This window comes from Streptomyces sp. NPDC017056, from assembly GCF_044332485.1.
Lineage (GTDB): Bacteria > Actinomycetota > Actinomycetes > Streptomycetales > Streptomycetaceae > Streptomyces.
Window position 1 is genome coordinate 124,779 of sequence record NZ_JBIRPD010000006.1, and the last position, 26,447, is coordinate 151,225.

Annotated in this window: 19 protein-coding genes; 14 read left to right on the plus strand and 5 right to left on the minus strand. The window is 70.3% G+C overall.

What is annotated here, in order from left to right; translation table 11 throughout:
* Nucleotides 1-363 precede the first annotated feature (363 nt).
* Nucleotides 364-3,528: a beta-N-acetylglucosaminidase domain-containing protein gene (locus ACH4OW_RS13110; protein ID WP_398027652.1), complete on the plus strand. Its 3,165-nt coding sequence runs from the start codon at nucleotides 364-366 to the stop codon at nucleotides 3,526-3,528.
* A gap of 183 nt (nucleotides 3,529-3,711) precedes the next feature.
* On the opposite strand, the gene ACH4OW_RS13115 is transcribed toward ACH4OW_RS13110, so the two are convergent.
* Nucleotides 3,712-4,248 carry an HNH endonuclease gene (locus ACH4OW_RS13115; protein WP_073761385.1) on the minus strand — a complete coding sequence of 179 codons (537 nt, stop codon included), beginning with the start codon at nucleotides 4,246-4,248 and terminating at the stop codon, nucleotides 3,712-3,714.
* A 276-nt stretch (nucleotides 4,249-4,524) separates the two neighbouring features.
* On the opposite strand from ACH4OW_RS13115, the gene ACH4OW_RS13120 reads away from it, so the two are divergent.
* A complete protein-coding gene (locus tag ACH4OW_RS13120) occupies nucleotides 4,525-5,592 on the plus strand; it encodes a mechanosensitive ion channel family protein (RefSeq protein WP_398027349.1) in 1,068 nt (355 codons plus the stop codon).
* Nucleotides 5,593-5,692: 100 nt separating this feature from the next.
* On the opposite strand, the gene ACH4OW_RS13125 is transcribed toward ACH4OW_RS13120, so the two are convergent.
* Entirely contained in the window at nucleotides 5,693-6,094 is a 402-nt protein-coding gene (locus ACH4OW_RS13125) for a hypothetical protein (RefSeq protein ID WP_398027351.1), read from the minus strand.
* Between the two features lie 26 nt (nucleotides 6,095-6,120).
* Complete coding sequence (locus ACH4OW_RS13130; RefSeq protein ID WP_398027353.1) at nucleotides 6,121-10,956, minus strand: RHS repeat-associated core domain-containing protein; 4,836 nt, start codon at nucleotides 10,954-10,956, stop codon at nucleotides 6,121-6,123.
* Nucleotides 10,957-11,167: 211 nt separating this feature from the next.
* Between ACH4OW_RS13130 and ACH4OW_RS13135 the strand changes: the two genes are divergently transcribed.
* The 4 genes from ACH4OW_RS13135 (at nucleotide 11,168) to ACH4OW_RS13150 (ending at nucleotide 15,581) form a co-directional block, all read left to right on the plus strand.
* Complete coding sequence (locus tag ACH4OW_RS13135) at nucleotides 11,168-11,701, plus strand: (2Fe-2S)-binding protein (RefSeq protein ID WP_398027653.1); 534 nt, start codon at nucleotides 11,168-11,170, stop codon at nucleotides 11,699-11,701.
* A complete protein-coding gene (locus ACH4OW_RS13140) occupies nucleotides 11,698-12,714 on the plus strand; it encodes an FAD binding domain-containing protein (RefSeq protein WP_398027355.1) in 1,017 nt (338 codons plus the stop codon). The genes ACH4OW_RS13135 and ACH4OW_RS13140 overlap by 4 nt, the downstream gene beginning before the upstream one ends.
* On the plus strand, nucleotides 12,711-14,861 hold the full coding sequence (locus ACH4OW_RS13145) for a xanthine dehydrogenase family protein molybdopterin-binding subunit (RefSeq protein ID WP_398027357.1): 2,151 nt from the start codon (nucleotides 12,711-12,713) through the stop codon (nucleotides 14,859-14,861). The genes ACH4OW_RS13140 and ACH4OW_RS13145 overlap by 4 nt, the downstream gene beginning before the upstream one ends.
* 87 nt (nucleotides 14,862-14,948) lie before the next feature.
* On the plus strand, nucleotides 14,949-15,581 hold the full coding sequence (locus tag ACH4OW_RS13150; RefSeq protein WP_398027359.1) for an SUKH-4 family immunity protein: 633 nt from the start codon (nucleotides 14,949-14,951) through the stop codon (nucleotides 15,579-15,581).
* Between the two features lie 3 nt (nucleotides 15,582-15,584).
* Here ACH4OW_RS13150 and ACH4OW_RS13155 read toward each other — a convergent pair whose 3' ends face one another.
* Both ACH4OW_RS13155 and ACH4OW_RS13160 read right to left on the minus strand, forming a co-directional pair.
* Nucleotides 15,585-15,782, minus strand: a complete 198-nt coding sequence (locus tag ACH4OW_RS13155; RefSeq protein WP_398027361.1) for a DUF397 domain-containing protein — start codon at nucleotides 15,780-15,782, stop codon at nucleotides 15,585-15,587.
* A 3-nt stretch (nucleotides 15,783-15,785) separates the two neighbouring features.
* Nucleotides 15,786-16,238, minus strand: a complete 453-nt coding sequence (locus ACH4OW_RS13160; RefSeq protein ID WP_398027655.1) for a DUF397 domain-containing protein — start codon at nucleotides 16,236-16,238, stop codon at nucleotides 15,786-15,788.
* Between the two features lie 594 nt (nucleotides 16,239-16,832).
* Between ACH4OW_RS13160 and ACH4OW_RS13165 the strand changes: the two genes are divergently transcribed.
* The 8 genes from ACH4OW_RS13165 to ACH4OW_RS13200 all read left to right on the plus strand — a co-directional run bounded on the left by ACH4OW_RS13165 (nucleotide 16,833) and on the right by ACH4OW_RS13200 (nucleotide 26,348).
* Nucleotides 16,833-17,969 (plus strand): ROK family transcriptional regulator, encoded by a 1,137-nt coding sequence (locus ACH4OW_RS13165; RefSeq protein WP_398027363.1) that lies wholly within the window; start codon nucleotides 16,833-16,835, stop codon nucleotides 17,967-17,969.
* Nucleotides 17,970-18,076: 107 nt separating this feature from the next.
* Nucleotides 18,077-19,417 (plus strand): ABC transporter substrate-binding protein, encoded by a 1,341-nt coding sequence (locus ACH4OW_RS13170; protein ID WP_398027365.1) that lies wholly within the window; start codon nucleotides 18,077-18,079, stop codon nucleotides 19,415-19,417.
* A gap of 12 nt (nucleotides 19,418-19,429) precedes the next feature.
* Entirely contained in the window at nucleotides 19,430-20,380 is a 951-nt protein-coding gene (locus ACH4OW_RS13175; RefSeq protein ID WP_360122671.1) for a sugar ABC transporter permease, read from the plus strand.
* Between the two features lie 6 nt (nucleotides 20,381-20,386).
* Nucleotides 20,387-21,295: a carbohydrate ABC transporter permease gene (locus ACH4OW_RS13180; protein ID WP_360122674.1), complete on the plus strand. Its 909-nt coding sequence runs from the start codon at nucleotides 20,387-20,389 to the stop codon at nucleotides 21,293-21,295.
* Between the two features lie 7 nt (nucleotides 21,296-21,302).
* Nucleotides 21,303-22,589 carry a 6-phospho-beta-glucosidase gene (locus ACH4OW_RS13185; protein ID WP_360122677.1) on the plus strand — a complete coding sequence of 429 codons (1,287 nt, stop codon included), beginning with the start codon at nucleotides 21,303-21,305 and terminating at the stop codon, nucleotides 22,587-22,589.
* Nucleotides 22,586-23,602: an N-acetylglucosamine kinase gene (locus tag ACH4OW_RS13190; protein ID WP_398027657.1), complete on the plus strand. Its 1,017-nt coding sequence runs from the start codon at nucleotides 22,586-22,588 to the stop codon at nucleotides 23,600-23,602. The genes ACH4OW_RS13185 and ACH4OW_RS13190 overlap by 4 nt, the downstream gene beginning before the upstream one ends.
* A gap of 284 nt (nucleotides 23,603-23,886) precedes the next feature.
* The gene (locus ACH4OW_RS13195; protein ID WP_398027368.1) at nucleotides 23,887-25,332 is read left to right on the plus strand and encodes a hypothetical protein; all 1,446 of its coding nucleotides are present in this window, start codon (nucleotides 23,887-23,889) and stop codon (nucleotides 25,330-25,332) included.
* Nucleotides 25,333-25,352: 20 nt separating this feature from the next.
* Nucleotides 25,353-26,348 (plus strand): glutamate ABC transporter substrate-binding protein, encoded by a 996-nt coding sequence (locus ACH4OW_RS13200; protein ID WP_360122680.1) that lies wholly within the window; start codon nucleotides 25,353-25,355, stop codon nucleotides 26,346-26,348.
* Nucleotides 26,349-26,447: the final 99 nt, after the last annotated feature.

Consider the following 26,447-nt stretch of genomic DNA (forward strand, 5'->3'; position numbering starts at 1 on the left):
CTCACCGCTCGAATGGTGGGCTCACTGCCGAAGGCTTGTCCGGCGGGGTTCCACGGGGTTCGAGGGCCCTGCCGCGGCAGTCGGCTCAGGGGCGCGCGGCCGCGGGGGCGGCCGGGCATCGGCCGCCCGGTGCGACACCGGTCGGCCCGTGAGTTGGACGACGGGGACTGAGGAGAGACCGTGCGAGTCCGGAGCGGCATTCGGGACGCCGGAAGGGTCGGCAGGCAGAGCGGGACGACGGGCGCGGCCGGAGACGGGCACGCGCGCGCGGGCGCCGGGGTGCGCCCGGACACGGCCGGGGACGGCGGCCCGGCCCCGGACATCGCGTACCTGAACGGCCCCACCAGCATCGGCACCGGCAGCATCGGCCGCCTCGGCACCGTACGGGCCGGGGCCCGCGCGCGCGTCGCCGGGGCCACCGCCCTCGCCGCCGCCGTCATCGGCGGGCTGCTCGGGGCCGCCGCCCCGGTCCACGCGGCGCCCGCCGACCCGGTCGTCGGCACCCCCGACCTCCCGGGGCAGGCCGACGGTTCCGGCGGCACCGGCCGTACCGCCTCCGCCGGGCAGCCGCCCGCCGTGTGGCCGCGCCCGCAGTCGATGCGGTCGCTCGGCACGCCCGTGCCGCTGGGCGACGAGGCCGTCCTCGTCGCCACCGCCGACACCGACCCGTACGCCCTGGAGGCGCTGCGCGGCCTGTTGCGCGACGCCGGCGTCCGCACCGTCCGCGAGGCCGCGCCCGGCCAGTCGCCGCCCGCCGGAGGACCGGTGTTCCGCGTCGGCGGCCAGGACGCCGACGCGGCGCTGCGGGCCCTGCGCGCGCCCGCCCGCGGAGATCTGCCGTCCGGCGGCTACCGCCTCGCGGTCGGCGAGGCCGCGGGCCGGGACACCGTCGCCCTGGACGGCGTCGGCCCGGACGGCCTCTTCCACGCCGTACAGACCCTGCGCCAGCTCGTCGTGGACCGCGCCAAGAGCGACGGCGGCGGCAAGGAGCTGGCCGCGGTGGCCGTACGGGACTGGCCCGGCACCGCCGTACGCGGCATGACCGAGGGGTTCTTCGGCCAGCCCTGGACCCGGCAGCAGCGCCTGGACCAGCTCGACTTCATGGGCCGTACGAAGCAGAACCGCTACCTGTACGCGCCCGGCGACGACCCGTACCGCCAGTTCCGGTGGCGCGACCCCTACCCGGCCGCGCAGCGCGACGACTTCCGCGCGCTGGCCGAGCGGGCCCGCGCCAATCACGTGACGCTGGGCTGGGCGGTCTCCCCCGGCCAGGCCATGTGCATGTCCTCCGAGGACGACCTCAAGGCGCTGCGCCGCAAGGTGGACGCGATGTGGGCGCTGGGTGTGCGCGCCTTCCAGCTCCAGTTCCAGGACGTCAGCTACAGCGAATGGCACTGCGATGCGGACGCCGACACGTTCGGCTCGGGCCCGGAGGCCGCCGCCAAGGCCCACGCCAAGGTGGCGGACGCGCTCGCCGAGCACCTCGCCGAGAAGCACCCCGGGGCGGCGCCGCTGTCGCTCATGCCCACCGAGTACTACCAGGACGGCTCGACCGCCTACCGTGAGGCGCTCGCCGCCGCGCTGTCCGACCGCGTCGAGGTCGCGTGGACCGGGGTCGGCGTCGTGCCCCGCACCATCACCGGCGGCGAACTGGCCGAGGCCCGCCAGGTGTTCGGCCACCCGGTGGTCACGATGGACAACTACCCCGTCAACGACTACGCGCAGGACCGTATCTTCCTCGGCCCCTACACCGGCCGCGAACCCGCCGTGGCCACCGGTTCCACCGGGCTGCTCGCCAACGCCATGGCCCAGCCCACCGCGTCCCGCCTCGCGCTGTTCACGGCCGCCGACTTCGCCTGGAACCCGCGCGGCTACCGGCCCGGCGCCTCCTGGGAGGCCGCCGTCACCGACCTGTCCGGCGGCGACGCCGACTCCCGCGCCGCCCTGTACGCGCTGGCCGGCAACGACGCGTCCTCGGTCCTCGGCACCGACGAGTCCGCGTACCTCAAGCCCCTGATCGAGGCGTTCTGGACGACCCGCGCCGCCGCCACCAACGGCGGCGACCCCGGCGACGACGAGCGGTACGCCAAGGCCGCCGCCCGGCTGCGGGCCGCCTTCCACACGATGAGCGGCGCGCCGGAGCGGCTCTCCGCCGGACTGGCGGAGGAAGTACGTCCCTGGGCGCGCCAGTTGGCGCGGTACGGGTCGGCGGGCGAACGGGCCGTCGACATGCTGGTGGCGCAGGCCCGCGGGGACGGTTCGGCCGCCTGGACCGCGCAGCGCGCCGTGCAGGACCTGCAAAAGAAAATCAAGAAGAGCCCGGTGACGGTCGGAAAGGGCGTTCTCGGGCCCTTCCTCGACCGTGCGATGACCGAGTCCGACGCCTGGACCGGTGCCCGCTCCGACACCCCGCCGCCCGACGAGGGCGCCCACCCCACCTCGCTGTCCGTCCCCTTCGGCCGCACCCGCGCGCTGACCGCGGTCACCGCGCTCACCGAACCGAGCCCGTCCTCGGCCGCCGTCTCCGTGGAGGCGCACGTACCCGGCGAGGGCTGGCGCCGCCTCGGCGGCCTCTCCGAGACCGGCTGGACCCAGTCCGAAGCCCGCGGCCTGAAGGCCGACGCGATCCGGCTGGCCTGGGAGGACGGCGCCACCGCGCCGTCCGTGCACTCCTTCACCCCGTGGTTCGCCGACACCCCGGCGGCCGGCCTGGAACTCTCCCACGACGCGATCGACGCCGAGACCGGCGGCACGGTCTCCGTCGACGCGCGGATCTTCTCCCGGCGCCCCGCCGACGTGGAGGGCAAACTCACGGCCGAGGCCCCCAAGGGCTTCACGGTACGGGCGCCGGAGCACGTCACCGCGCCGCGCGGCGGCACGGCCACCGCCCGCATCGAGGTCACGGTCCCCAAGGACGCCCCGTCCGGCACGTACCGGATCCCGGTGACCTACGGCGACCAGAAGCGGACGCTGACCGTCCACGCCTACCCGCCCACCGCAGGACCCGACCTGGCACGCGGCGCCGCGGCCACCTCCTCCGGCGACGAGACCCCCGACTTCCCGGCCTCGGCCGCCACCGACGGCGACCCGAAGACCCGCTGGTCCTCGCCCGCCGAGGACGACGCCTGGCTCCGGTTCGAACTGCCGCACCCGGCCCGCCTGGGCCGCCTCGTCCTCAACTGGCAGGACGCGCACGCCGCCGCCTACCGCGTACAGGTCTCCCCCGACGGTGTCACCTGGCGCACGGCGGCCACCGTCGCCGACAGCAAGGGCGGCCGCGAAACGGTCCGCATGGACGCGAAGGACGCCCGCTTCGTCCGCATCCAGGGCGACAAGCGCGCGACCCGCTTCGGCTACTCGCTGTGGGGCGTGGAGGCGTACGCGGTGAAGGGCTCGGAAAAGCCGGCGCCGCCCGCGCAGCCGCCCGGCGGCTCCCGCCCCGGCACGCCCGCCCGGCCGGGCTCCGGCGGAAACGTCCCCAAGGGCACACCGACGGCCGTCGAGGCATGGCCGGCCGGCGACCGCTAGAAGGGTCCGTACAGCGCGACCCCGTGCAGCCCGTACCCGCGCAGCCCGAACCCGCGCAGCCCGAACCCGTACAGAAGGCACGGGTACAGGAGTCAGGTGCCGGGTCCGGGCCCCGACTCCGCCCGGGCCCGGCCGGTGACCGCCCGGACCCGGCCGGTCACCGCCCCACGCAAAAACCCGGACCTATGCCGATACGGCATCGATCCGGGCCAGCGCGTCATCCGCCCCGTACGGCTGCAGATATGGCAGCCACTGGGGGTCCCTATGCCCCGTGCCGATGATCCGCCAGGCCAGGCCCGACGGCGGCGCGGGCTGGTGCCGCAACCGCCAGCCGATCTCGGCGACATGCCGGTCGGCCTTGACGTGGTTGCAGCGGCGGCACGCGGCCACGACGTTCTCCCACGTGTGCTGACCGCCCCGGCTGCGCGGCACGACGTGGTCGACGCTGGTTGCGACGCCACCGCAGTACATGCACCGGCCGCCGTCACGGGCGAAGAGGGCACGGCGGGTCAGAGGGACGGGACCGCGAAAAGGCACCCGCACGAACCGCTTGAGGCGGACCACACTCGGGGCGGGCATCACACGGGTCGCGCTGTGCATCAGGGCGCCGGACTCCTCAAGGCTCACGGCCTTTTCGTTGAGGACGAGGATGAGCGCGCGGCGGAGCGGTACGACGCCGAGCGGCTCGTACGACGCGTTGAGGACCAGGACATGCGGCACGGGTGCCTCCTTGTACGCCGGCGGCGCGTGGCTCGCGCCGGGACGATCTCCCCACAGTGTCCCCCGGTGCCTGGTGGGAGCGCCACCATCACCACGTAACGGGTCCGAGGTGTTTTCGACCACACGCCTTTACTTCCCCCCAAACAGACCCGTAATTGATCCGGTCACTCTCGAACACCGGCGCGGACCGCCCCCGTTGCCCCGTTAGTGTGGTTGGTCTGCCCGGGACACGGTGGTACCGACCCGGGTCTGCTGTCCCACACGGAGGTTCCTGCTGTGTCCTGGTCCGCTTCACCAGCCGCCGCGTCGCCCGGCCCGTACCGCCGCGCGTCGCTCGACGACGCCACGGAGAAGGCCACCAACGCCGCCGGATGGGTGGAGGAGAACTGGGCGACCTGGCTCACGTCCGGCCTGCAGATCGCGCTGATCATCGTCATCGCGGTGATCCTGCGGCACGTGATCCGGCGCACCATCACCAAGCTCATAGAGCGGATGAACCGCACCGCGACCGCCGCCCAAGGCACCGCGCTGGGCGGGCTCCTGGTCAACGCCGAACGCCGCCGCCAGCGCTCCGAGGCCATCGGCTCGGTGCTCCGCAGCGTCGCGTCCTTCGTCATCATGGGCACCGCGGCCCTGACGGTGCTGTCCGTCCTCAAGATCAACCTGGCCCCGCTGCTGGCCAGCGCCGGCGTCGCCGGCGTCGCCATCGGCTTCGGCGCCCGCAACCTCGTCACCGACTTCCTCTCCGGCGTCTTCATGATCCTGGAGGACCAGTACGGCGTCGGCGACGAGATCGACGCGGGCGTGGCCACCGGTACGGTCGTCGAGGTCGGCCTGCGCGTGACCAAGCTGCGCGGCCCCAACGGCGCCATCTGGTACATCCGCAACGGCGAGGTCAAGCGCATCGGCAACCTCAGCCAGGGCTGGTCCACCGCCACCGTGGACGTCATGATCGCCACCGACCAGGACCTGGACCGCGCCCGCCGGATCATCACCGCCGTCGGCGAGGAGATGTCCAAGGCCGAACCCTGGAACGAACAGCTCTGGGAGCCGGTCGAGATCCTCGGCCTGAGCGAGGTCCACCTCGACTCGGTGACCATCGGCGTCTCCGCCAAGACCATGCCGGGCAAGGCCCCCGGCGTCGAGCGCGAACTCCGCTGGCGCATCAAGAAGGCCCTGGACACCGAGGGCATCACCCTCGCCCCGCGCCCCACCACCACCCTGACCGACGAGACGCCCCCGGACCCCAGCGCCGCGGTGGCCGCGCCGTCGGCCCTGGCAAGCCCGACGTCGCCGCAGTCGCTGGCTGCCGCGCCTATTCCGGCGCCTAATTTGAGTAAGTAGGGCGGCCCCGCATGCCGCTTGCTCTGGCTCCCCCTGTCCTGGGGCTCGAGCAAGCGGCACCTCCCCCTGCCCACTGGTCAGCGTTCTCCCACCATGTCTCCTACTCGACGTCTCCCCAACTGACGTCGTCCCCAGGTGGCCATGGCTGAGTGAAGTCGAAGAGTGTGGGGGCATCGATGTCCCGTACGGCTTTCCTCCAGGACGGTCGACCGGAAACAAGGAAGCCCAGCCCGTTCCCGGACTTCAGTACATAAGTGATGCCGACTTCGGCACTCACCCCATGCTTCGCCGAGATCTCGGCGACTTCACTCTCATCCGCGCGCGCCACTGTCAGGCCACGCATCATCGAATGCAGGAACATGGTCTGCACGCCACCCGCGTAAATCTCGATACGCGGCAGTGACCTCATGGAAAGATCCGTGTCACTGCGGAGCAGTAGCGTTTGATGGGAAACCGTGTATTCCCACACCTTGAAGAGCCGGTCCGGCTCCGCGAAAATCATTGTCTTCCTCCGTTTCGGAACGCGCTTCAGCGCCTTCTGTGTCGCAGCGATTCCGGCTCGGGCACATCATGCACCCGCTGATTCCCTGAATACCAATGTATCGAATCCCAGGATCTGCCCCCGAAGTCTTCCCCCTCGGCCTGTCCCGCGTTGAACACCCTGACATTACGCGCGATGACACTCATCTCCCAAGCCGTGCCGTACCCCGGCGGTGGCAGCTCCTGCCCGGGCCCGGTACCGAACCCCTGGCTGCGAACGACTGCACGCTCGAACGCCTGCGAAATGGACTCCGGAGTGTGACCGGCACCAGGCATCTCATCCAGCGTGACGTGCAGAGCCACGCGCCTGTCTCCCACGGCTCCCATCACATTTGACATCCAGACCGGCGTACCCGCTTCCACGCCCGCGTATCGCGGGCCGTTGAAGGTCTGAGCGTCCGGGTGCCCATTCGCCCTGAGATGCTCGGCCAACATGTCCGATGGCGGATTAACGCCCAGTACGACGCTGGGGTATGGCGGAGGTTTCCCTGTGGCCTCGTTGTCCCCACACGGAGCCAGGCCCAGCGGGTCGATCCATGAAAAGGGGTTATGTACGTAGGTGGCCGGGTTGGGGGCCGGCGCCAGACCGAGGGGGTCGGAGGATATATAACGGGCAGTCTCGGGGTCATAGTAGCGATGAACATTGTAGTGAAGTCCGGTCTCCTGGTCGAAGTACTGACCGGCGAACCGGAGAGGAGTCATTGCGACAGCGTCCCGCGTCCAGCCGGTGACACCCCAGAGAGTGCTTTTCGCCCGCCAGGCCAGAGTTCCGGATTCGTCAACGAGTTCAGTCGGAGTTCCGACCAGATCGGTAACGATGGCGAAGAATCGGCTGTCGATCTCGGACTGTTCCGCATCGACCAGATGCCTGCGCTCGGTTTGAGCCACAGGATGCAACCCCTTGTGGTCCCAAGTCAGCGTTGTACTGACCTGAGCGCCCAGACGGTATGAGGTCTGTTCAGCAATGGTGAAGCCATCCCAGACGTACGCCACCTGCTCGATGGCGTTGTCGCCGTCGGCGTCCCAGCATTGCTTGGATATTCGACGCCCCAACGGGTCGTACAGGTATCGCCATGTCCTCCCGTCAGGTGTCCGGACGCACGTCAGACGATCTTCAGCGTCCCATTCGTAACGCCAGACGTCAGGCTTCCTGGAGATGCGGTTCTTGCGGCGAAGCGTGAGCCTTCCCTGCGCGTCGTACTCGTATCTGACACCTCCCGCCTGGGTGACCTTTCCCTTCTCGTAGGCACGCTCCCCACATGATTCAGCGAGTGGGTGGCGAGTCGGCCAGGTCGCGTGAGTCTGGTTTCCTGCAGTGTCGTAGGCATACGTCTCCGCCCAGTTCGCCGCGTCAATCGACACGACTCTGCCGACGGCGTCAAGGTCGAATCGGCGCGTCCCGTTCAGCAGATCGTCGACACCGACGAGGTACCCGTCCTCCCGATACCGGTACGCCCGGCGCTGCACAGTTCCAACGTGTCCGGTGACAGTCTGCCCAGCCAGGTTGCCGCGCTCGTCCCATTCGTGCGCAAGGGTCAGCCAGTCATCGACAGCCCTCGATGATTCACGTCCCACGGGGTCGTACTCGAAGCGAAACACCCTGTCACCCGTTGTCATCCGGGTCGGACGCCCCTGGGCGTCGTACGCCCAGTCGGTGACAACTCCGGTCGGCGTCGTACGGCGCGTCCGCCGGCCCAGTGCGTCATAGGAGAATTCCAGCGTGCTCCCATTGATTGTTTCCGAGGTGACACGCCCCATCGAGTCACGCACGTACCTGAGAAGCGCCCCTCGACCTTCAGCGCGGAGCAGGCGGCCGTCCTGATCGTATTGGAACGTTGTGACAGCCCCGTCGCTCTCCTTGGCGATGACGCGCCCGAGCGCGTCGTGCTCGAAGGCGACGGTTTGCCCCAGCGCGTTGGTACGTCGGATGAGCCGCCCAACGGCATCGTGGGTGTACGAAACGGTACGACCAGCAAAGTCCGTCTCGGAGCGAATACGACCCACCGGGTCGTATTCGTAGTGCCAGACAGCTCCCAGCGGGTTGACGACCTCGACCAGCCGGAGCTCCGTGTCGTGAACGAATCGGTGACGCGAACCGTCCGGATCCGTACGAGCGATCATCCGGTCGAAATTTCCGTACTCGAACTTCGTCACGGACCCTACGGAATCGACATGGGTGGTGCAGTTACCCTCTCCGTCGTACACCCATGACTGCTGCGAGCCGTCCGGCTCCCGTCGAACGAGCAGGTGCCCTTCCGCATCCCAAACGAACTCCGTTATACGTCCGAGGGAATCGGTAACGGATGTCACGCGCCCGAACTCATTTCGCGCATAGGTGACTGACGCACCCGTCGAGTCAGTCACAACAACGGGTAGGCCAGCCGAATCCGTCCCAATGGATATGGCTTTACCCGACGAGTCCGAAATGGCTACAAGATGCCCATACTCGCTGTATGTATATCTCGTGTACGTGCCGTCCGGACCTGCGACCAGTATGCGATTGCCTTGCTGATCAAAACGCTGATACCAGCCGACACCGGATGCATCCACCGAGGAAGCCGATACTTCCTCCTCATCGTAGGAAGTCGTGAAGGCAAGCCCATCCGGGCGCGTGACGCCGGTGAGCCGACCTTCGGCATCATAGACATAATGAACAGTTCTCCCCAGCGGATCCGTCTTGCCAGTGACACGACCGTCGGAGTCATAGTAAGTGCGCCATGTGTGGCCGAGCGGGTCGGTTTCGGCAACCACTCGAAGGCGGTCATTCACTACATAGCGGCTGCTGCATCCCTTTGAGTCGGTGACAACATTCGTCCGAAATCCGGTGGCCCGGTCAACCTCACCGTAGGCGTATTGGTACCGGAGGCACCCGTCATCCCCGCCTTGGCTGACGCATCGGTCCCGATCGTCGTACCGGTACTCATATCGATGTCCATTGCTATCGGTCCACGCCGTCATACGATGCGCGTCATCGTATTCGAAAAGCGTAGTGGCACCGGACGGTTTGACGACAGCTGTGAGATTGCCTGATGGGTCGTAGGTGTACGAGGAGACCACTTGGTCGGCGGATTCGCCTATCGCCCCGGCGAGACTCAGCTCCGACACACGCCCAGCAGCATCGGTTCGGAACTTCAGCTCGTAACCGCCGGAGTGACGAACACCCGTCAAACAACCAGTGGATGCGTCATAGTCAAAAGCCAGGTAATTACCGGCTCGATCGACTACCTCTTCAAGTGGGGCGACGGACAGCGACAACGGACTGTCCGCAAAGTACAGCGTGCGTCCGATATCAGGCTGCCGGATGACCCAGGCCCCGTCGGACATGCGCATGAGCGGCCAACGGGGACCGCGCGACGGCAGAACCTGCTCCGCAGGACCGGGTTCCCGGTAAGTCAGCAGCCGCCCGTCTTCTGTTACAAAAACAACTCCCTGGGTGTCGATTTCCAGACGCTGATCAGCCGTGGAAGACCAGGAGGGCGCCATCCGGAGGCCCGCCCGGTAGGAAGACTCGAATTTTCGGATGAATTTCAGGGGAAGAGTGCCGGGGAGCGAAATATCTGTTTGCTGCAGAAAAACGCGCCCGGTCGCCACGTCGACCGGGTCGCCACATCCCTGTATCGCTCCGTCATCTCGCGTGTTGTTGTCGGGATGCTCCTTGCCGAGCTGCTCACGTGCTTTGCTTTCACGGCCATCGGATCGGGCCTTGCCGGTGGCCCCACCACCCCCGCCCGCCTGCGGGCCCTTCGGGCCCTTCTTCCCGCCCTTGCCCAGCCCGGCGAAGTGGCTGGACAGCTTTTCGTCGTTCTCCTTGTGGTTCTTGGCCATCTGTTTGATGCCGCGGGTCATGTTGTCGTCGAGGTGCTTGGCGGACTTCTTGACTGCGTCCTCGATGCCGTCGATGACCTTGTCGAGCATCGTGTTGGCCGCATCCGCGATGGCGTCCTTGCCGCGGGTACGGCTGTGGTGGTGCTTGGCTCGGCCGATCTTTCCGCCGGCGGTGTTGCGGAAGTGGCCGCCGACGCCGTGCAGGCCGGTGACGGCCTTGTCGTGGGCGTCGTGGTCGAAGGTGAAGCCGCCGCTGCCGGACCCGGAACCGCCACCCGTACCGCCCCCGCCGCCGGCGCTGAGCAGTTGCATCGGATTGTCGGCGGCGGACTTGGCGGCATCCTTGGCGCCCTGGACGCCCTGCGCGAAGCCCTCCTTGCCCGCCTTGGCGGTCTGGCCCAGGTCGACGCCGTCCTTGACGCCCAGCGCGTTGGCGCCGAGCTGGACGACGAGGTCGCCGACCATCGCGCCGAGCGCCTCCTCGACGGGGGTCAGGGCGATGCTGACGACCTGCTCGGCGACCTGCTGGCAGACTTCCTTGAAGAGCCTTTTGACGATGACGCGGGTGACCTGGGTGGCGCCCAGCGCGCCGAGTTCGGACAGGCCGAAGGTGAAGGGCGCGGCGGCCTGGGCGGCGATGACCTCGGCGGCCAGGATGCCCAGCTGCACGATCGCGCCGATCTTCGCGCCCTCGATCAGGACGGCCACGCCGTCCAGCGCGGTGGCGGCCAGCTCACCGCACTGGGCGAGCTTCGTCAGATGCGTACCGTTGATCTTGCTCCAGTGGGCGTTCAGCGCTTCGGCCGCCTGCCCGCCGCCCGCCGAGGAGACCAGCGCCTGGACCGCGTCGTGGGCCTGGCCGGCGCCGTCACTGATGTCACCGGCGAACTCGCGCATAGCCGTCGCCATCTCGCGGTAGTCGTCCTCGTCGACGTTCGGCCACGACACACCGATCAGATCGAGCAGCTCATCCGCCCACCCCGGCAGCACCACACCCATACAAACCTCGCCCCCGGCGAACACCTACGACACTCTGACAACAGCCCGGAGGACGCAGCCGCCTGCACAAACGGTTCTTCAAGGGCGCGATGAGCCGACTTCTTCGGCATGTCCCACAGCCGTCGGCGCGTCTCGCCGACGCCGCGCCACCCACCGCCCATCACCCGCATGCCCCCGTTTACCGCCCCCTCTCCTGGTGACTCGCCTGACCATGGAGACCGAGATCAGGTTGCGCGTCGACGGGCGGGCGTACGAGCTGGTGGTGGATACGCGTACCACCGTGCTCGACGCGTTGCGGGAGCGGCTGGGGATCACCGGCCCCAAGAAGGGGTGCGATCACGGGCAGTGCGGGTCGTGCACCGTGCTGCTCGACGGGCGGCGGGCCACGACCTGCCTCGCCCTGGCCGTGTCGTACGACGGCGCGGAGATCACCACGGCCGAGGGGCTGGGCGAGGGCGGCGAACTGCACCCCGTGCAGCAAGCCTTCGTGGACCACGACGCGCTCCAGTGCGGGTACTGCACCCCTGGCCAGGTGTGTTCGGCGGTGGGCGTGCTGCGGGAGGCGGCGCAGGGGTGGCCGAGTGTGGTCACCGAGGTGGGCGCGGAAGGCGACATCGCGCCCGAACACCTCGACCATGCGGAGATCGCCGAGCGGATGAGCGGCAATCTGTGCCGCTGCGGGGCATATATGAACATCGTTCCGGCCGTCGCGGCGGCTGCCGAGGCCGAGGGAGCGCAGCGGTGAAGCCGTTCCGGTACGAGCGCGCCACCGACGCGGCCGGCGCCGTCGCCACCGTGGCGGCGCACCCCGGGGCCGCGTTCCTGGGCGCCGGCACCAACCTCGTCGACCACCTCAAGCTCGGCATCACCGCCCCCGACCTGCTGGTCGACGTCACACGGCTGCCCCTGGACCGGGTGGAGGAGCTGCCGGACGGCGGGCTCCGGGTGGGGGCGAACGTCCGCAACGCCGACCTGGCCGCCCACCCGGCCGTACGCTCGCGCTACCCGGTGCTGTCCCAGGCCCTGCTGTCCGGGGCGTCCGGGCAGCTCCGGAACCTCGCCACCACCGGCGGCAACCTCCTCCAGCGCACCCGCTGCGCCTACTTCCAGGACCCGTCCACGCCCTGCAACAAGCGCGATCCCGGCTCCGGCTGCGCGGCGCTCGAAGGGTGGACCCGCTACCACGCCGTTCTCGGCGCCTCCTCGCACTGCGTGGCCGTGCACCCCTCCGACATGGCGGTGGCGATGGCCGCCCTGGGCGCCGTGGTCGTGACCCTGGGCCCGGACGGCGAGCGCCGGATCCCGGTCACCGAGTTCCACCGGCTGCCCGGGGACGCGCCGCACCGGGACACGGTCCTGCGGCACGGCGAGCTGATCACCGCCGTCGAGCTGCCCGCCCTGCCGTGGGCGGTCCGCTCCCGCTACCGCAAGGTGCGCGACCGCGCCTCGTACGCCTTCGCGCTGGTCTCCGTGGCGGTGGCCCTGGACTTGGAGGACGACGGGCGGACCGTACGGGAGGCGCGGATCGCGCTGGGCGGGGTCGCGCACAAGCCGTGGCGGGCCGAACGCGCCGAGCGGGCCCTGCGCGGGGCCCCGGCCACCGAGGAGAGCTGCCGTACGGCCGCCGACGCCGAGACGGCGGACGCCCATCCGCTGCGGGACAACGCGTTCAAGGTCCCGCTGGTGCGCAACACACTGGTCGCCGTCGTACGCGACCTCGTACAGGAGACGCCGGGCGGCCTGGGAGGGTCACGATGACGAGCACGTCCGAGAGCCGGGCGCCGGGCCCTTCGCAGGCCCCGGGCGCGTCGCGCACCGTCGGCGCGGACCTGGAGCGCGCGGACGCCCGGGACAAGGTCCTCGGGAGGGCCCCGTACGCCTTCGAGCACCCGGTGGAACGTCCCTGCTATGCGCACGCGATCCTCTCCTCCGTCCCCCGCGGCCGCGTCACGGCCGTCGACACCGACGCCGCGCGGCAGGTGGACGGCGTCATCACCGTGCTGACGCACGAGAACGCCGAGCGGCTGGCCTCCACCGAGGACGCGGAGCTGGCGATCTTGCAGAGCGCCGAGGTGGCGTTCCGCGGGCAGATCGTGGGGGCGGTGGTCGCCGAGACGCCGGAGGTGGCACGGCACGCCGCCTCACTCGTACGGTTCTCGTACGCCGAGGAACCGCACGAATCCGAACTGAAACCGGGCGAGAGCGAGCTGTACCGGCCGGACTCGGCCAACGGTGGTGCGGACACGGACAGCGAACAGGGCGACCTCGATGCCGCCATGGAAGCGGCAGCGGCGGAGTCCGGCGCGGTGACGCTGGACGAGACGTACGTGACGGCGATGACCCACTGCAACCCGATGGAGCCGCACGCGACGATCGCCGTGTGGCAGGGCGACGAGCTGACGCTGTACGACTCCAGCCAGAGCGTGCACGGGCACCGCGACACACTCGCCGAGGTCTTCGGCCTCGACCCGGCCCGGGTCCACATGATCTGCCCGTACGTCGGCGGCGGCTTCGGCTCCAAGGGCGAGCCGCACGCCCACGCCGTACTGGCGGCGCTGGCCGCGCGCGCACTGTCAGGAAGGGCCGTGAAACTCGCGCTGACCCGGCAGCAGATGTTCACCCTCGTCGGCTACCGCACCCCGACGTACCAGCGGGTACGGCTCGCGGCCGGCCCCGACGGGCGGCTGACCGGCATCGGCATGGACGCCGTCGAGCAGACCTCGCGCATCAAGGAGTACGCGGAGCAGTCCGCCAACCCGACACGGACCATGTACGCGGCACCGCACCGCCGGACCACCCACCGCCTGGCCGCGCTCGACGTGCCCGTACCGTCCTGGATGCGGGCGCCCGGCGAGTGCCCCGGCATGTTCGGGCCCGAGGTCGCCATGGACGAACTCGCCGAACGCCTCGGCATCGACCCCGTCGAACTGCGCATCCGCAACGACGCGCCGGTGGCCCCCGAGTCGGGCAAGCCGTTCTCCAGCCGCAACCTGGTGGCGTGCCTGAACGAAGGCGCCCGCCGCTTCGGCTGGCAGGACCGCGACCCACGCCCCGGAGTACGGCGGGACGGCCGCTGGCTCGTCGGTACGGGCGTCGCCTCGTCGGCCTACCCGGTCAACCGCGTGCCCGGCTCGGTCGCCGGCGTGCACTACGAGGGCGACGGCCGCTACCGGGTGGACATCGCCGCCGCCGACCTGGGCACCGGCGCCTGGACCGTGCTGGCCCAGATCGCCGCCGACGCGCTGGACGTCCCCCTCGACGCCGTCGCACTGCGCATCGGCGACACCGCGCTCCCGAAGGCGACCGTCGCGGGCGGCTCCTCCGGCACGGCGATGTGGGGCTCGGCAATCGTGGCGGCGGCGCAAACCTTCCGTAAGCGCCATGGACACGACCCGTCCCCCGGCGACCACGCGCAGGCCGAGACCCCCGGCAACCCGCACGCCGAACGCTTCGCCATGCACGCGTTCGGCGCCCAGTTCGCCGAGGTACGGGTGGACGCCGACACCGGCGAGATCCGCGTACCGCGCCTCCTCGGCGTCTTCGCGGCCGGCCGCATCATCAACCCGCGCACCGCCCGCTCCCAGCTGATCGGCGGCATGACCATGGGCCTGTCCATGGCCCTCCACGAGGAGACCGTCACCGACCCGCGCTACGGCCTCCTCGTCAACCACGACCTGGCCAACTACCACGTCACGGCCAACGCGGACGTCCACCGGATCGAGGCCCACTGGATCGACGAGGACGACCCGTACGTCAACCCCCTGGGCATCAAGGGCATCGGCGAAATCGGCATCACGGGCACGGCGGCGGCCGTCGTCAACGCGGTCCGCCACGCGACGGGGGTGCGGGTGCGGGAGGTACCGGTGACGTTGGACAAGGTGGTGGAGGGGGTGCCGGGGAGGTGAGGCCGGCGCGGCGGGCGATTGTCAGTGCCGTGCGGTTCACTGGACACAGCAAGCCGAAATGGTGACGGCAGTTACGGGGGCTGACCGATGAGCGAGACCGTGCGAGTACGGCAGCGGCAGAAGAACCACGGCGACATGGACCGGGAGGCACTGCTGGCGGCGGCCGAGGCGCCGACGGCGGAGTGGCTGGAGTCGATATTCGGCGCGGGGTCGCTGTGGCGGCCCACGGAGGACGAACTCCCCGAGCGCCTGGAGGACGAGGAGAGCCGCACGTTCCTCACACGCGTCGGATTCCCCGCCATCCACCTGGACTTCATCGACTTCAACTCCACCGGCCTGGCGAAGGCGGGCCCGTGGTCAGAGGACCCGGACGAACTGTTCGGCAACCGCTACCCGGACGACGACTCCCCGCCGAAGTCGTACGCGTACGGCATGGGCGATTCGCTGGGATACAGCCTGATGCTGCTGGGCAACACCGGCAGCGTCGCCCTGTACGACCCCAACGGCTGGGATCACGCGGCCGGATACGCGGGCCACGTAGCCGACAGCCTGCCGCTGCTCGCGGGAGCACTGGGGCTGCTGGCGTCCTACGAGGACCGGCTCTTCGGGGATGACCACGAGGCGGTCCTGCACGAGCTCCGCGAGCTGATCGACGAAATAGAGCCGGTGGAGGGGTGCCGGTTCTGGGAGGAGATATTCCAGTGGCTGGAGGACCAGTAGCCGTCAGTTGCGGGCCGCCTTCACGGAGGCGATGAAGGCCGCCCAGGCGGGAGCGGGGAAGAGGAGGTGCGGGCCGTCCGGGCGCTTGCTGTCACGTATGGGTACGGGCGAGTGGGCCGGGAGGCCGTCGGCCATCTCCAGGCATTCGCCTTGGCCGCCGCTGTGGGTGCTCTTGCGCCATGACCTGCCTACGAGGTCCATACTTCAGCCGCAGCGGTTGGTCTTCACCGCGCCGACGAAGTCCGACCAAGCAGTGACCGGAAAGAGGAGGCACGGTCCGTCCGGACGCTTGCGGGCGTCGGCGAACAACTCTCGGTAGCGCGCCACCTCTGGCTCCCGTTCCAGCCACACCGCACCGGTGGGGTTCCCTGCTCGTACGACGTCCAGCGCTGACACCTGCGGGAAACTCAGCAGCAAATACGGTCCGAACATACCTGCGTGCGCACCCCGGGAGAACGGCAGGACCTGAACCGTGACGTTCGGTTCCTCGGAGATGACCGCAAGGTGTTCGAGCTGGGCCCGCATCACCGCCGGGCCGCCGACCTGCTGATGCAGTACGCCTTCGGCCACCACGGCCCACATGGTGAGCCTCGGTTCGTTCGTGAGCCGCTCCTGACGAGCCAGCCGGACTTGGACGACCTGCTCGATCTCTTCCAGAGACTGCCATGGGTTCCACCAACCGTCCCGACGACGCCGGTTGGGGGTGCGCGCCGAGCTGGTGAGGCGATTGAACGTGTTCGGTGCGCAGCGGGGCCCTCCCTTTCTCGATTCGGCTGATCTTCCGTTTCGTGCAGTCCAGAGCTTCGGCGGCCACAGCGGTGAACAGACCCGCCGCTTCGCGGAACCCGCTTAGTTCTTCGCCCAGTTGCCGCCCGAGTACGGTCGACGGGAGGTTCGGGGGTGCGCCGCCGGGTGGGGGCCCGGGACGGGGGTCGTGGAGGCCGGGGAGCTGGTGGTCGGGGAGCTGGCCACCAATGCGGTGCTGGCCGCTACCAGGCCGGGGTGGCTGGTCGAGGCGTTGGTGGGTGGGCGGGGTGTGCGGGGCCGGGGAGGGGTGGGTAAGACCGTTTGGGGGCTCTCAAAGTCAGTGGTCCAGACCCATTGACGTCCTGCTGACGTGGCGCTTACTTTCCTGTGCATCGATTGGAAACTTTCCTAACAGATCGCAACGGAGCGAGAATCGGGGCGGGCGTGATGGCCACAGGGCAGGGCGGGCAGGGGGCTCCCGGGACGCCGCGGGTGTTGCGGGCCATGAACGACCGGGCCGCGCTCGACCTGCTCGTATCGCGGGGGCCGCTGACGCGTACGCAGATCGGCGAGCTGACCGGGCTGTCCAAGCCCACCGCGTCGCAGCTGCTCGCGCGGCTGGAGGCGGCCGGGCTGGTGCGGACGACGGGGAACGTGACCGGGCGCCCGGGGCCGAACGCCCAGTTGTACGAGGTGAACCCGGACGCCGCGTACGTGGCCGCGCTCGCGGTCGACCAGGGCGGGATCTCCGCCGTGGTCGCCGATGTCACCGGGCAGGTGCTCGGTGAGGAGCGGGTCGGTACGGACGCCGTGGACGAGGACGCGCCGCGCCGGACGGCGCAGCTGGTCGCCTCGGCGGTGGACGGTGCCCTGGCCAAGGCGGGGCTGGGGCGGGAGCGGCTGCACGGGGCGGTGATCGGGACGCCCGGCGCGCTCGACCCGCAGACCGGGGTGCTGCGGTACGCGCCGCATCTGCCCGGCTGGCACGCGCGGGAACTCAAGGACGAGCTGGCCGGGGTGCTGGGCGTACCGATCGTGATCGAGAACGACGTGAACCTGGCGGCTGTCGCGGAGCAACACGACGGGGCCGCGCAGGGTTTTGACGACTTTGTTTTGGTGTGGGCCGACGAAGGGGTCGGCGCGGCCATCGTGCTGGGCGGGCGGTTTCTGCGCGGGGCGACGGGCGGCGCGGGGGAGATCGGCTACATGCCGCTGCCTGGTGCCCCGCTCGCGCGCGGTGGCGACCGGGACGCGGCCCGGCCGGACGGCGGCGGGGGCTTCCAGCGCCTCGTCGGCTCGCCGAGTGTGGTGGAGCTGGCGCGGGAGTGCGGGGTGGCGGGGGCCCGGACCGTTGACGACGCGCTGTCCGACGACGGCGTGCGCGCCGAGGTGGCGCGGCGCCTGACGACCGGGCTGGCCGCCGTGATCGCCGTTGTGGACCCCCGGCTGGTGGTGCTCTCCGGCGAGGTCGCCCAGGCGGGCGGCGAGGCTTTGCGGGCGCTGGTCGAGGAGGAGTTCACGGGGCTCGTGCTGCCCCGGCCGGAGCTTCGGATCAGCGATATCCAGGGGAATCCGATTCTCATCGGCGCGTTGCAGACCGCGCTTGCCGAGGCCCGTGACGCCGTGTTCGACACGGCGTGACGAGGCGTATCCATTCGTTCGTGATGCATTCCGGCGGGCGAAAGCGCCGTACGCGCCGGCCGTCCTGTCATCTTCCGTTCCCACCTCCGCCGTAAAGGAAGTCCGCCATGCCGCGTCCGCGCCTGCGCATAGGTCTGTCAGCGGCGCTCGCCGGGGCCGGCCTGGTTCTCTCGGGCTGCGCCAATCCGAGCGTCGGAAGCGACCGCGACGATCCGACCGCGCCCGTCACGCTGAAGTTCTGGCACGGCTGGTCCAATGCGGCCGAGGTGAAGGCGATCGACGACAGCATCGCCCGGTTCGAGAAGCTGCATCCGAACATCACGGTGAAGACGGTCAACAACGTTTCGGACGCGACGGTGAACCAGGCGCTGCGCGCGGGCGGCGACGACGCTCCGGACGTGGTGTCGTCGTTCACCACGAACAATGTGGGGCAGTACTGCTCGTCCGGTATGTGGGTGAATCTCGATCCCTTCATGAAGAAGACGGGGGTGGAGAAGAAGAAGGTTTTTCCCAAGACGTTCCTCGATTACACGAGTTATCAGGGGAACCAGTGCGCCTTGCCGCTGCTCGCTGACTCTTACGGGCTGTATTACAACAAGGACGCGTTCAAGGAGGCCGGTATCGAGCGGCCGCCGCGCACCATGTCCGAGTTCACGCGGGACGCGGCCAAGCTCACCAAGCGCAAGCCCGACGGGTCGTACGTGCGCGCCGGGTTCGTACCCAACTTCCGGCTGTACCAGAACAGCCCGGACCGGCTGTTCGCGCAGTGGGGGCCGAAATACTTCGACGGGGCGGGCAAGGCGCAGCTCGCGAAGGACCCGCGCACCAAGCAGTTCTTCGCCGCGCAGCGGGAGTTGCTCGAAGCGCAGGGTGGTTACGCCGCGCTGGAGAAGTTCCGTACGAGGTTCGGTGACGAGATGTCGCCGCAGAGTTCCTTCATGTCGCAGAAGGCGGCGATGCATCTGGACGGCGAGTGGCGCGGTCTGATGTTGAAGGAGGGGAAGGCGAAGTTCGACTGGGGCGTGGCGCCGATGCCGGTGCCGGACGACCAGGCGGACACGTACGGCCGGGGCTTTCTGACCGGTACGGTCGCGGGCATCACGCACAGCAGCAAGCACCAGAACGCGGCGTGGGAGCTGGTCAGGTTTCTGACGGTGGACACGGACCAGGTGGTGCGGTTCGCCAATGCCATTCACAACGTGCCGTCGACGTTCGCGGCGCTGAAATCGCCGGAGCTGGACGACGATCCTTCGTTCCGTGCGTTCATCGACATCGCGCGGAACCGGCACAGCACGGCTCTGCCGCCTTCCGTGAACGGCGGCCAGTACGTGGTGTCGCTCATGGATTTCTCGTACGACGTCGAGGCCGGGAAGGTATCCGATCTCGACAAGGGGCTGCGTGAGCTCGATGCCCGGATAGACGCCGACAACCTCCAGTCCGAAAACTGACGGAGCCCCGCCATGTCCCTCGCCAAAGCCCCCGAGCTGCGCCGCAAGCACACCCGCCAGCGGCTGCGGACGCTCGGTTTCCTCTCTCCCTGGCTGGTCGGTTTCAGCGTCTTCTTCGGCTATCCGCTCATCGCCACCGTGTATTTCTCGTTCATGCACTACAACCAGATCCGGCCGCCGTCGTTCGTCGGCCTGCGGAACTGGAAGTACGTCTTCGAGCAGATGCCGCTGTTCGGTCCCGCGCTGTGGAACACGCTGTGGCTGGTCGTGGTGATGGTCGCGCTGCGCGTGGTCTTCGGCCTCGGTATCGGCCTGCTCGTCACGAAGATCAAGTCGGGCGTCGGCTTCTTCCGTACCGCCTTCTACCTGCCGTATCTCGCGCCGCCGGTTGCCGCGACGGTCGCCTTCGTCTTCCTGCTCAACCCCGGCACCGGGCCGGTCAACGGGATTCTGGAGGCGGTCGGCATCCCGGCGCCCGGCTGGTTCAACGACGCGGCGTGGGCCAAGCCGTCGCTGGTCGTGCTCTCCCTGTGGGGCATCGGCGACCTGATGGTGATCTTCATGGCGGCGCTGCTGGACGTGCCGCGCGAGCAGTACGAGGCGGCCGAGCTGGACGGGGCCGGCCCCTGGGCGAAGTTCCGGTACGTGACGTGGCCTTCCATCACGCCGATCGTGCTGTTCGCGGTCGTCACCGGGGTCGTACAGACCATGCAGTACTACACGCAGGCGCTGGTCGCGGGAAAGCTGGCCTCCGGGGTGAACGTCGGCCCCGGTACGTTCATCCAGCCCGGCTACCCCGACCATTCCACCCTCACCGTGCCGCAGCTCGTCTACTCGCTCGGCTTCCAGAACTTCAACACCGGCGCGGCGTGCGTGCTCTCGCTCGTGCTCTTCGCGATCGCCATGGCCGTGACCACCCTGCTGATGCGCAAGCGCGCCGGCCTGCTCTCGGCGGAGGACTGAACCGACATGACCACGACGACCTTGAGGGCGGGCACCGCGCCGGCCCGTACCGGCTCCACCGACCGGGGACCCGCGGCGGCCCGGGCGCGCCGCAAGCGGCTGCTGCACTGGATCGCCGTGCACTCCGTCGCCATCGCGGCCGCGCTTTTCTTCGTCCTGCCGTTCGTGTTCGTCTTCCTGACCTCCGTCATGAGCGACGACCAGGCGATGAGCGGCGAACTGTGGCCGCACGAATGGAACTGGTCGAATTACGCGACGGTCTTCTCCACCCCCGGTTTCCTGGACTGGTGGCGGAATTCGCTGATGTACGCCGGACTGGGCACGCTGTTCACCGTCTGCTCGGCGATCCCGGTGGCGTACGCGCTCGCGAAGTTCCGTTTCCGCGGCCGCCGTACGGCGATGATGCTGGTGATTTCCACGATGATGCTGCCGCCGCAGGTCATCGTGATCCCCATGTACCTGGTGTGGGCGCAGCAACTGCACCTGTCCGGTTCCCTGTGGCCGCTCATCATCCCGATGGCGTTCGGCGACGCGTACTCCATCTTCCTGCTGCGGCAGTTCCTGCTGACCATTCCGCAGGAGTACATCGAGTCGGCGAAGGTGGACGGCTGCGGCGAGGTCCGTACCGTGCTGCGCATCGTCGTGCCGATGGCGAAGCCGGGTATCGCGGCGGTCGCGCTGTTCCAGTTCTTCTATTGCTGGAACGACTACTTCGGGCCGCAGATCTACGCCGCGCAGAATCCCGCCGCCTGGACGCTGAGTTACGGACTCGAATCGTTCAAGAGCGCGCACAACGTCAACTGGAACCTGACCATGGCCGCGACCCTGCTCGTCATGGCCCCCGTCATCATCGTCTTCTTCTTCGCGCAGAAAGCGTTCGTCGAAGGCGTCACGCTCACCGGAGTGAAGGGCTGATCGATTCATGCTGTCGTCCGCCGGGGGAACGCCCCCGCCCCTCAAAATCGCAGTGGTCGGCGGAGGCTCGACCTACACCCCCGAACTCGTCGACGGCTTCGCGCGGCTGCGGGACGTGCTGCCGCTGGCGGAGCTGGTCCTGGTCGACCCGGCGGCCGACCGGCTGGAACTGGTCGGCGGCCTGGCGCGGAGGATCTTCGCCCGGCAGGGGCACCCTGGCCGGGTGACGTGGACCTCCGACGTCGACGCCGGCGTGGACGGCGCCGACGCGGTCCTGCTCCAGCTGCGCGTCGGCGGGCAGGCGGCCCGCAACGAGGACGAGACGTGGCCGCTGGACTGCGGCTGCGTCGGCCAGGAGACCACCGGCGCCGGCGGGCTCGCCAAGGCGCTGCGCACCGTGCCGGTCGTCCTGGACATCGCGGAGCGCATCCGCCGCCGCAACCCCGGCGCCTGGATCGTGGACTTCACCAACCCGGTCGGCATCGTCACCCGCGCGCTGCTCTCGCACGGCCACAAGGCGGTCGGCCTGTGCAACGTGGCCATCGGTTTCCAGCGGAAGTTCGCCAAGCTGCTCGGTACCACGCCCGACCGGATCGAGCTGGAGCACGTCGGGCTGAACCACCTGACGTGGGAGCGGGCCGTACGGCTGGACGGCGAGGACGTGCTCCCCCGGCTGCTCGCCGAGCACGGCGCGGCCATCGCCGCCGACCTGCACATGCCGCGCGAGCTGGTGGACCGGCTCGGCGTCGTGCCGTCGTACTACCTGCGCTACTTCTACCAGCACGACGAGGTGGTGGCGGAGCTGCGGAGCAGGCCGTCGCGGGCGGCGGAGGTCGCGGCCATCGAGAAGCAGCTGCTGGAGATGTACGGCGACCCGTCGCTGGACGAGAAGCCGGAGCTGCTGGCCAAGCGGGGCGGCGCGTTCTACTCGGAGGCGGCGGTGGCGCTGACCTCCGCGCTGCTGGGCGACACCGGGTCCGTACAGGTCGTGAACACGCTGAACAACGGGACGCTGCCGTTCCTGCCCGACGACGCGGTGATCGAGGTGCCGGCGACGGTGGGCGCGGGCGGGGCGGCGCCGCTGCCCGTCCGGCCGCTGGAACCGCTGTACTCGGGGCTGGTCGCCAACGTGACGGCGTACGAGCACCTCGCGCTGGAAGCGGCCCTCAAGGGCGGCCGCGACCGCGTCTTCGAGGCGCTGCTCGCCCATCCCCTCATCGGCCAGATCGCCTACGCGGACCGGCTGACCGACGCGCTGATCGCGCACAACCGGGAGCACCTCACGTGGCTCTGAGCTCGGCCCACGGGGGCGGCGCGGAGGCCGCGGCCCACGCCGGAGACCCGGCGCTCGCCGTCGACGCGGGCAACAGCAAGACCGACGTGGCACTGGTCGGCGCGGACGGTACGGTGCTGGCGACGGCCCGCGGCGGCGGCTTCCAGCCGCCGCTGGTGGGAGTGGCGCGGGCGGTCGGCGACCTGGCGGTGCTGGTGGACGCGGTACGGGAACGGGCGGGCGTCACCGGCCCGGTGGGGCAGGTGGCGGCCTACCTGGCCAACGCCGACCTCCCGGCCGAGGAGGACGCGCTGGCGGCGGAGATCGCTTCGTACGGCTGGGCCCCCGCGGTCACCGTCGCCAACGACACCTTCGCCCTGCTGCGCGCGGGGCTGCCCGACACCGGCGACCCGGTCGGCGTCGCGGTGGTGTGCGGCGCCGGCACCAACTGCGTGGGCCTGGGGCACGGCGGCCGCACCGCCCGGTTCCCGTCCATCGGGCGGATATCCGGGGACTGGGGCGGCGGCGGGCACCTGGCCGAGGAGACGCTGTGGTGGGCGGCGCGGGCCGACGACGGCCGCGGCGAACCGAGCGCGCTGGCCCGTGAGGTGCCCGCCTACTTCGGGTTGGCGACGATGCCGGAGCTGATCGAGGCGCTCCACTTCAAGCGCATCCCGCACGAGCGGCGTTACGGGCTGACGCCGCTGCTGTTCGCGGTGGCCGCGTCCGGCGACGCGGTGGCGCGGGCCGTGGTGGCCCGGCAGGCGGAGGAGATCGCGCTGATGGCGACGGTGGCGCTGGGGCGGCTGGACCTGCTGGACGAGGAGGTGCCGGTGGTCCTCGGTGGCGGCGTCCTGGCGGCCCGGCACCCGCTCCTCCACGACCAGGTGACCCGCCTGCTGTCGGAACGTGCCCCGAAGGCGTTGCCGCAGGTGGTCACGGAACCGCCGGTCCTGGGAGCGGCCCTGCACGCCCTGGACCGGGCCGGAGCGGCGGCGGAGTCCTACGCGCGCCTGCGGGGGCAGTTCGGGTAGGCGGCACGGTTGGCACCGAGGCCCCAACTCTCGCCCGGGTGCCTCAAACCCGTACAGCCGTGCCCTTTTCGGGAACCGAGCCCGGCGGGGGCGCGTGGTGGAAGGCGGGGGAAGACGGATGCCGTCGGGCGGGAGGATTCGACGGGGCCCGATCCGCACATGATCCAGGCAATAACGGTGTGGTTGTCAGTCCCTGCGGCCATACTGACTGCTGGCCGTGCATCTGTTCCCGTGCGCCCGTCGCACGGGGGCCGGGCCGCCGTCCGCGACCAGGGGGAGGTTCCGTGTCCAACCCGCAGACCGGCACTGCGCCGCCGCCGTCGTCACCGGCCGGCCGCTCCCCCGTGCCCGGTCCCGCGGCCTCCGGTACGGGCTCCGCGCCCGCCGCCCGGCGGCGTACGGCCTGGGCCGACGGCGTGGACCAGCTGCGGGCCGCCGCCACCACCGAGCCCGGCCGGCTGCGCATCATCGGTGCCGTACTGGCCCTGCTGGTCCTGGGGTTCGGGGCGGCCACCGCCTGGCAGGTCGGCGACCGGGCCGCCGCCGCGCGCGACGTGGTGGAGCACAGCCAGCCGCTGAGCGCCGACGCCGCGGACATCTACCGCTCGCTCGCCGACGCCGACACCACCGCGGCCGGCGGCTTCCTGGCCGGCGGCAAGGAGACCCAGGCCACCCGCGACCGGTACGAATCCGACATCGCGATGGCCGCCCGGCTGCTGGCCAAGGCTTCCTCGAACACCCGTGGATCGGATGCCGCAGCCCGCCAGATAGAGAAGCTCAACAGCCAACTCCCCCGGTACACCGGGCTGATAGAGACGGCCCGCACCAACAACCGGCAGGGCCTGCCCCTCGGCGGCGCCTACCTGCGCTACGCCAACGCGCAGATGCGCGACGAACTCCTCCCGGCCGCCCGCGGCTTGTACGTGACCGAGACGGCCCGGCTCAGCGAGGACTACGACTCCGCGAAGGCGTGGCCCTGGCTCGCGCTCGCCGCAGGGCTGGTCGCGCTCGGCGCCCTCGGCTGGGCCCAGCGGCGCAACTACCGCCGGACGAACCGCGTCTTCAACCGCGGCCTGCTGGCCGCCACGGCCGCCGCGGCCGTCGTCCTGCTGTGGCTGGCGGCCGGCCACGCCGTGGCGCGCTCGAACCTGACCACGTCCTACGAGAACGGTGCCAAGTCGCTGAAGCTCCTCAACGAGGCGCGCATCGACGCCCTCCAGGCACGCGGCGACGAGAACCTGACCCTGGTCGCGCGCGGCGCCGTGGTGACCAAGGACCAGCAGGACTTCTACGAGGTCGGCTACCGCTCCGGCATGAAGGACCTGGCGGGCCCCGGCACGAGCGGCGCGGCGGCGGCGGACAGCAAGCTGGGCGCGGCCCTGGCGCTCGCAGACGACGAGGCGGGCCGGCGCCCCGTGCGGGAGGCGGTCGCGACCGTACGGGAGTGGCAGGCGCGGCACGCCGCCGCCCGCGCCGCCGACGACCAGGGCGACTACGACCGGGCGCTGGAGAAGGTGATCGGGTCAGCGGGGGCGACCGGCCAGTCCTTCGACCGGGTGAACGACCGGCTGGCCACGGCGCTGGAGCACGAGCAGCGGGAGTTCCGGCAGGCGGCCGACGCCGGGCGCGGGGCGCTGGCCGGGCTGGCGGCCGGCGCCGCCGTGCTGGCCGTGCTGGCCGCCACCGGCGCGGTGCTGGGTATCGGGCGCAGGCTTTCGGAGTACCGGTGATGGGGCCTGGTGATGGGGACATGACGAAGCGCGCGAGGGGCCTGCGCAACCTGCGGGCCGTGCTGGCCCCGGTGACGGCCGGAGTGTGCGTGATGGCGGCGGCGGCCGCGGTCCTCGTCCCCGTCCTGAGCGACAGCGGTGACGGCCGGGCCTCCGGACACGCGCCCCACGGGACGTCGAGCACGCGCGCCGACGCCACCGCGGCGGACTGCACGCCCGCCAACGCCGCCGCCAGCCTGCGGCCCTCCGCCGACGGCGGCCCGGCGGTGGACCGGATCAAGGCGCGCGGACGGCTGATCGTCGGCGTCGACCAGAACACGTACCGCTGGGGCTACCGCAATCCGGCCACCGGCGACCTGGAGGGGTTCGACATCGACCTGGTGCGGGCCATCGCCGAGGACGTCCTCGGCGCCAACCCGAAGATCACCTTCCTGGCGATCCCCACCAACCAGCGCATCCCCTCCCTCCAGAAGCGCACGGTCGACCTCGTCGTACGGACCATGACGATCAACTGCGCCCGCAAGCGCCAGGTGGCCTTCTCGACGGCCTACTTCGAGGCCGGCCAGCAGGTGCTGGCGCCCAGGAACTCGTCGGTCGAGGCGTTCGACGACACGCTCAAGGGCAAGCGCGTCTGTACGGCGGCCGGTTCGACCGGGGAAGCCAAGCTGGCCGAGCAGCGGCACGGCGCCGAGGTCGTGACCGTACCGAACCAGCTCGACTGCCTGGTGCGGCTCCAGCTCGGCGAGGCCGACGCGGTCGTGACGGACAGCGCCCTGGCCGCGGCCCAGGCCGCGCAGGACCCGACGGTGGAGCTCAAGGGCAAGCCGTTCACCGACGAGTCGTACGGCGTGGCGGTCAACCGCGCCGACACCGACCTGGTGCGGCGGGTCAACAAGGTGCTGGAGGACTACCGCGGCGGCGGCAGCGGAAGCCGGTGGATGGCCGCGTACAAGAAGTGGCTCCAGGCCGACCTGCCGGGCATATCCGAGGCGCCCGAGCCCCAGTACAGCGACTGATCCGGTGCGGGCGCCCGCACCGGTACGCCGCGGGCCGGCGGCCGAAGGGGCCGCCGGAACCAGGTGTTCGCCCGCCGGTCGCGTAACTATGGAAGGAGG

Bases quoted from the DNA above. Each gene is read 5' to 3' on its own strand.
- ACH4OW_RS13125 (WP_398027351.1), bottom strand. From the start codon at position 6,094: ATGATTTTCGCGGAGCCGGACCGGCTCTTCAAGGTGTGGGAATACACG.
- ACH4OW_RS13130 (WP_398027353.1), bottom strand. From the start codon at position 10,956: ATGGGTGTGGTGCTGCCGGGGTGGGCGGATGAGCTGCTCGATCTGATC.
- ACH4OW_RS13175 (WP_360122671.1), top strand. From the start codon at position 19,430: ATGTCCCTCGCCAAAGCCCCCGAGCTGCGCCGCAAGCACACCCGCCAG.
- ACH4OW_RS13180 (WP_360122674.1), top strand. From the start codon at position 20,387: ATGACCACGACGACCTTGAGGGCGGGCACCGCGCCGGCCCGTACCGGC.
- ACH4OW_RS13155 (WP_398027361.1), bottom strand. From the start codon at position 15,782: ATGGACCTCGTAGGCAGGTCATGGCGCAAGAGCACCCACAGCGGCGGC.
- ACH4OW_RS13135 (WP_398027653.1), top strand. From the start codon at position 11,168: ATGGAGACCGAGATCAGGTTGCGCGTCGACGGGCGGGCGTACGAGCTG.
- ACH4OW_RS13170 (WP_398027365.1), top strand. From the start codon at position 18,077: ATGCCGCGTCCGCGCCTGCGCATAGGTCTGTCAGCGGCGCTCGCCGGG.
- ACH4OW_RS13150 (WP_398027359.1), top strand. From the start codon at position 14,949: ATGAGCGAGACCGTGCGAGTACGGCAGCGGCAGAAGAACCACGGCGAC.
- ACH4OW_RS13165 (WP_398027363.1), top strand. From the start codon at position 16,833: ATGAACGACCGGGCCGCGCTCGACCTGCTCGTATCGCGGGGGCCGCTG.
- ACH4OW_RS13200 (WP_360122680.1), top strand. From the start codon at position 25,353: ATGACGAAGCGCGCGAGGGGCCTGCGCAACCTGCGGGCCGTGCTGGCC.
- ACH4OW_RS13145 (WP_398027357.1), top strand. From the start codon at position 12,711: ATGACGAGCACGTCCGAGAGCCGGGCGCCGGGCCCTTCGCAGGCCCCG.
- ACH4OW_RS13185 (WP_360122677.1), top strand. From the start codon at position 21,303: ATGCTGTCGTCCGCCGGGGGAACGCCCCCGCCCCTCAAAATCGCAGTG.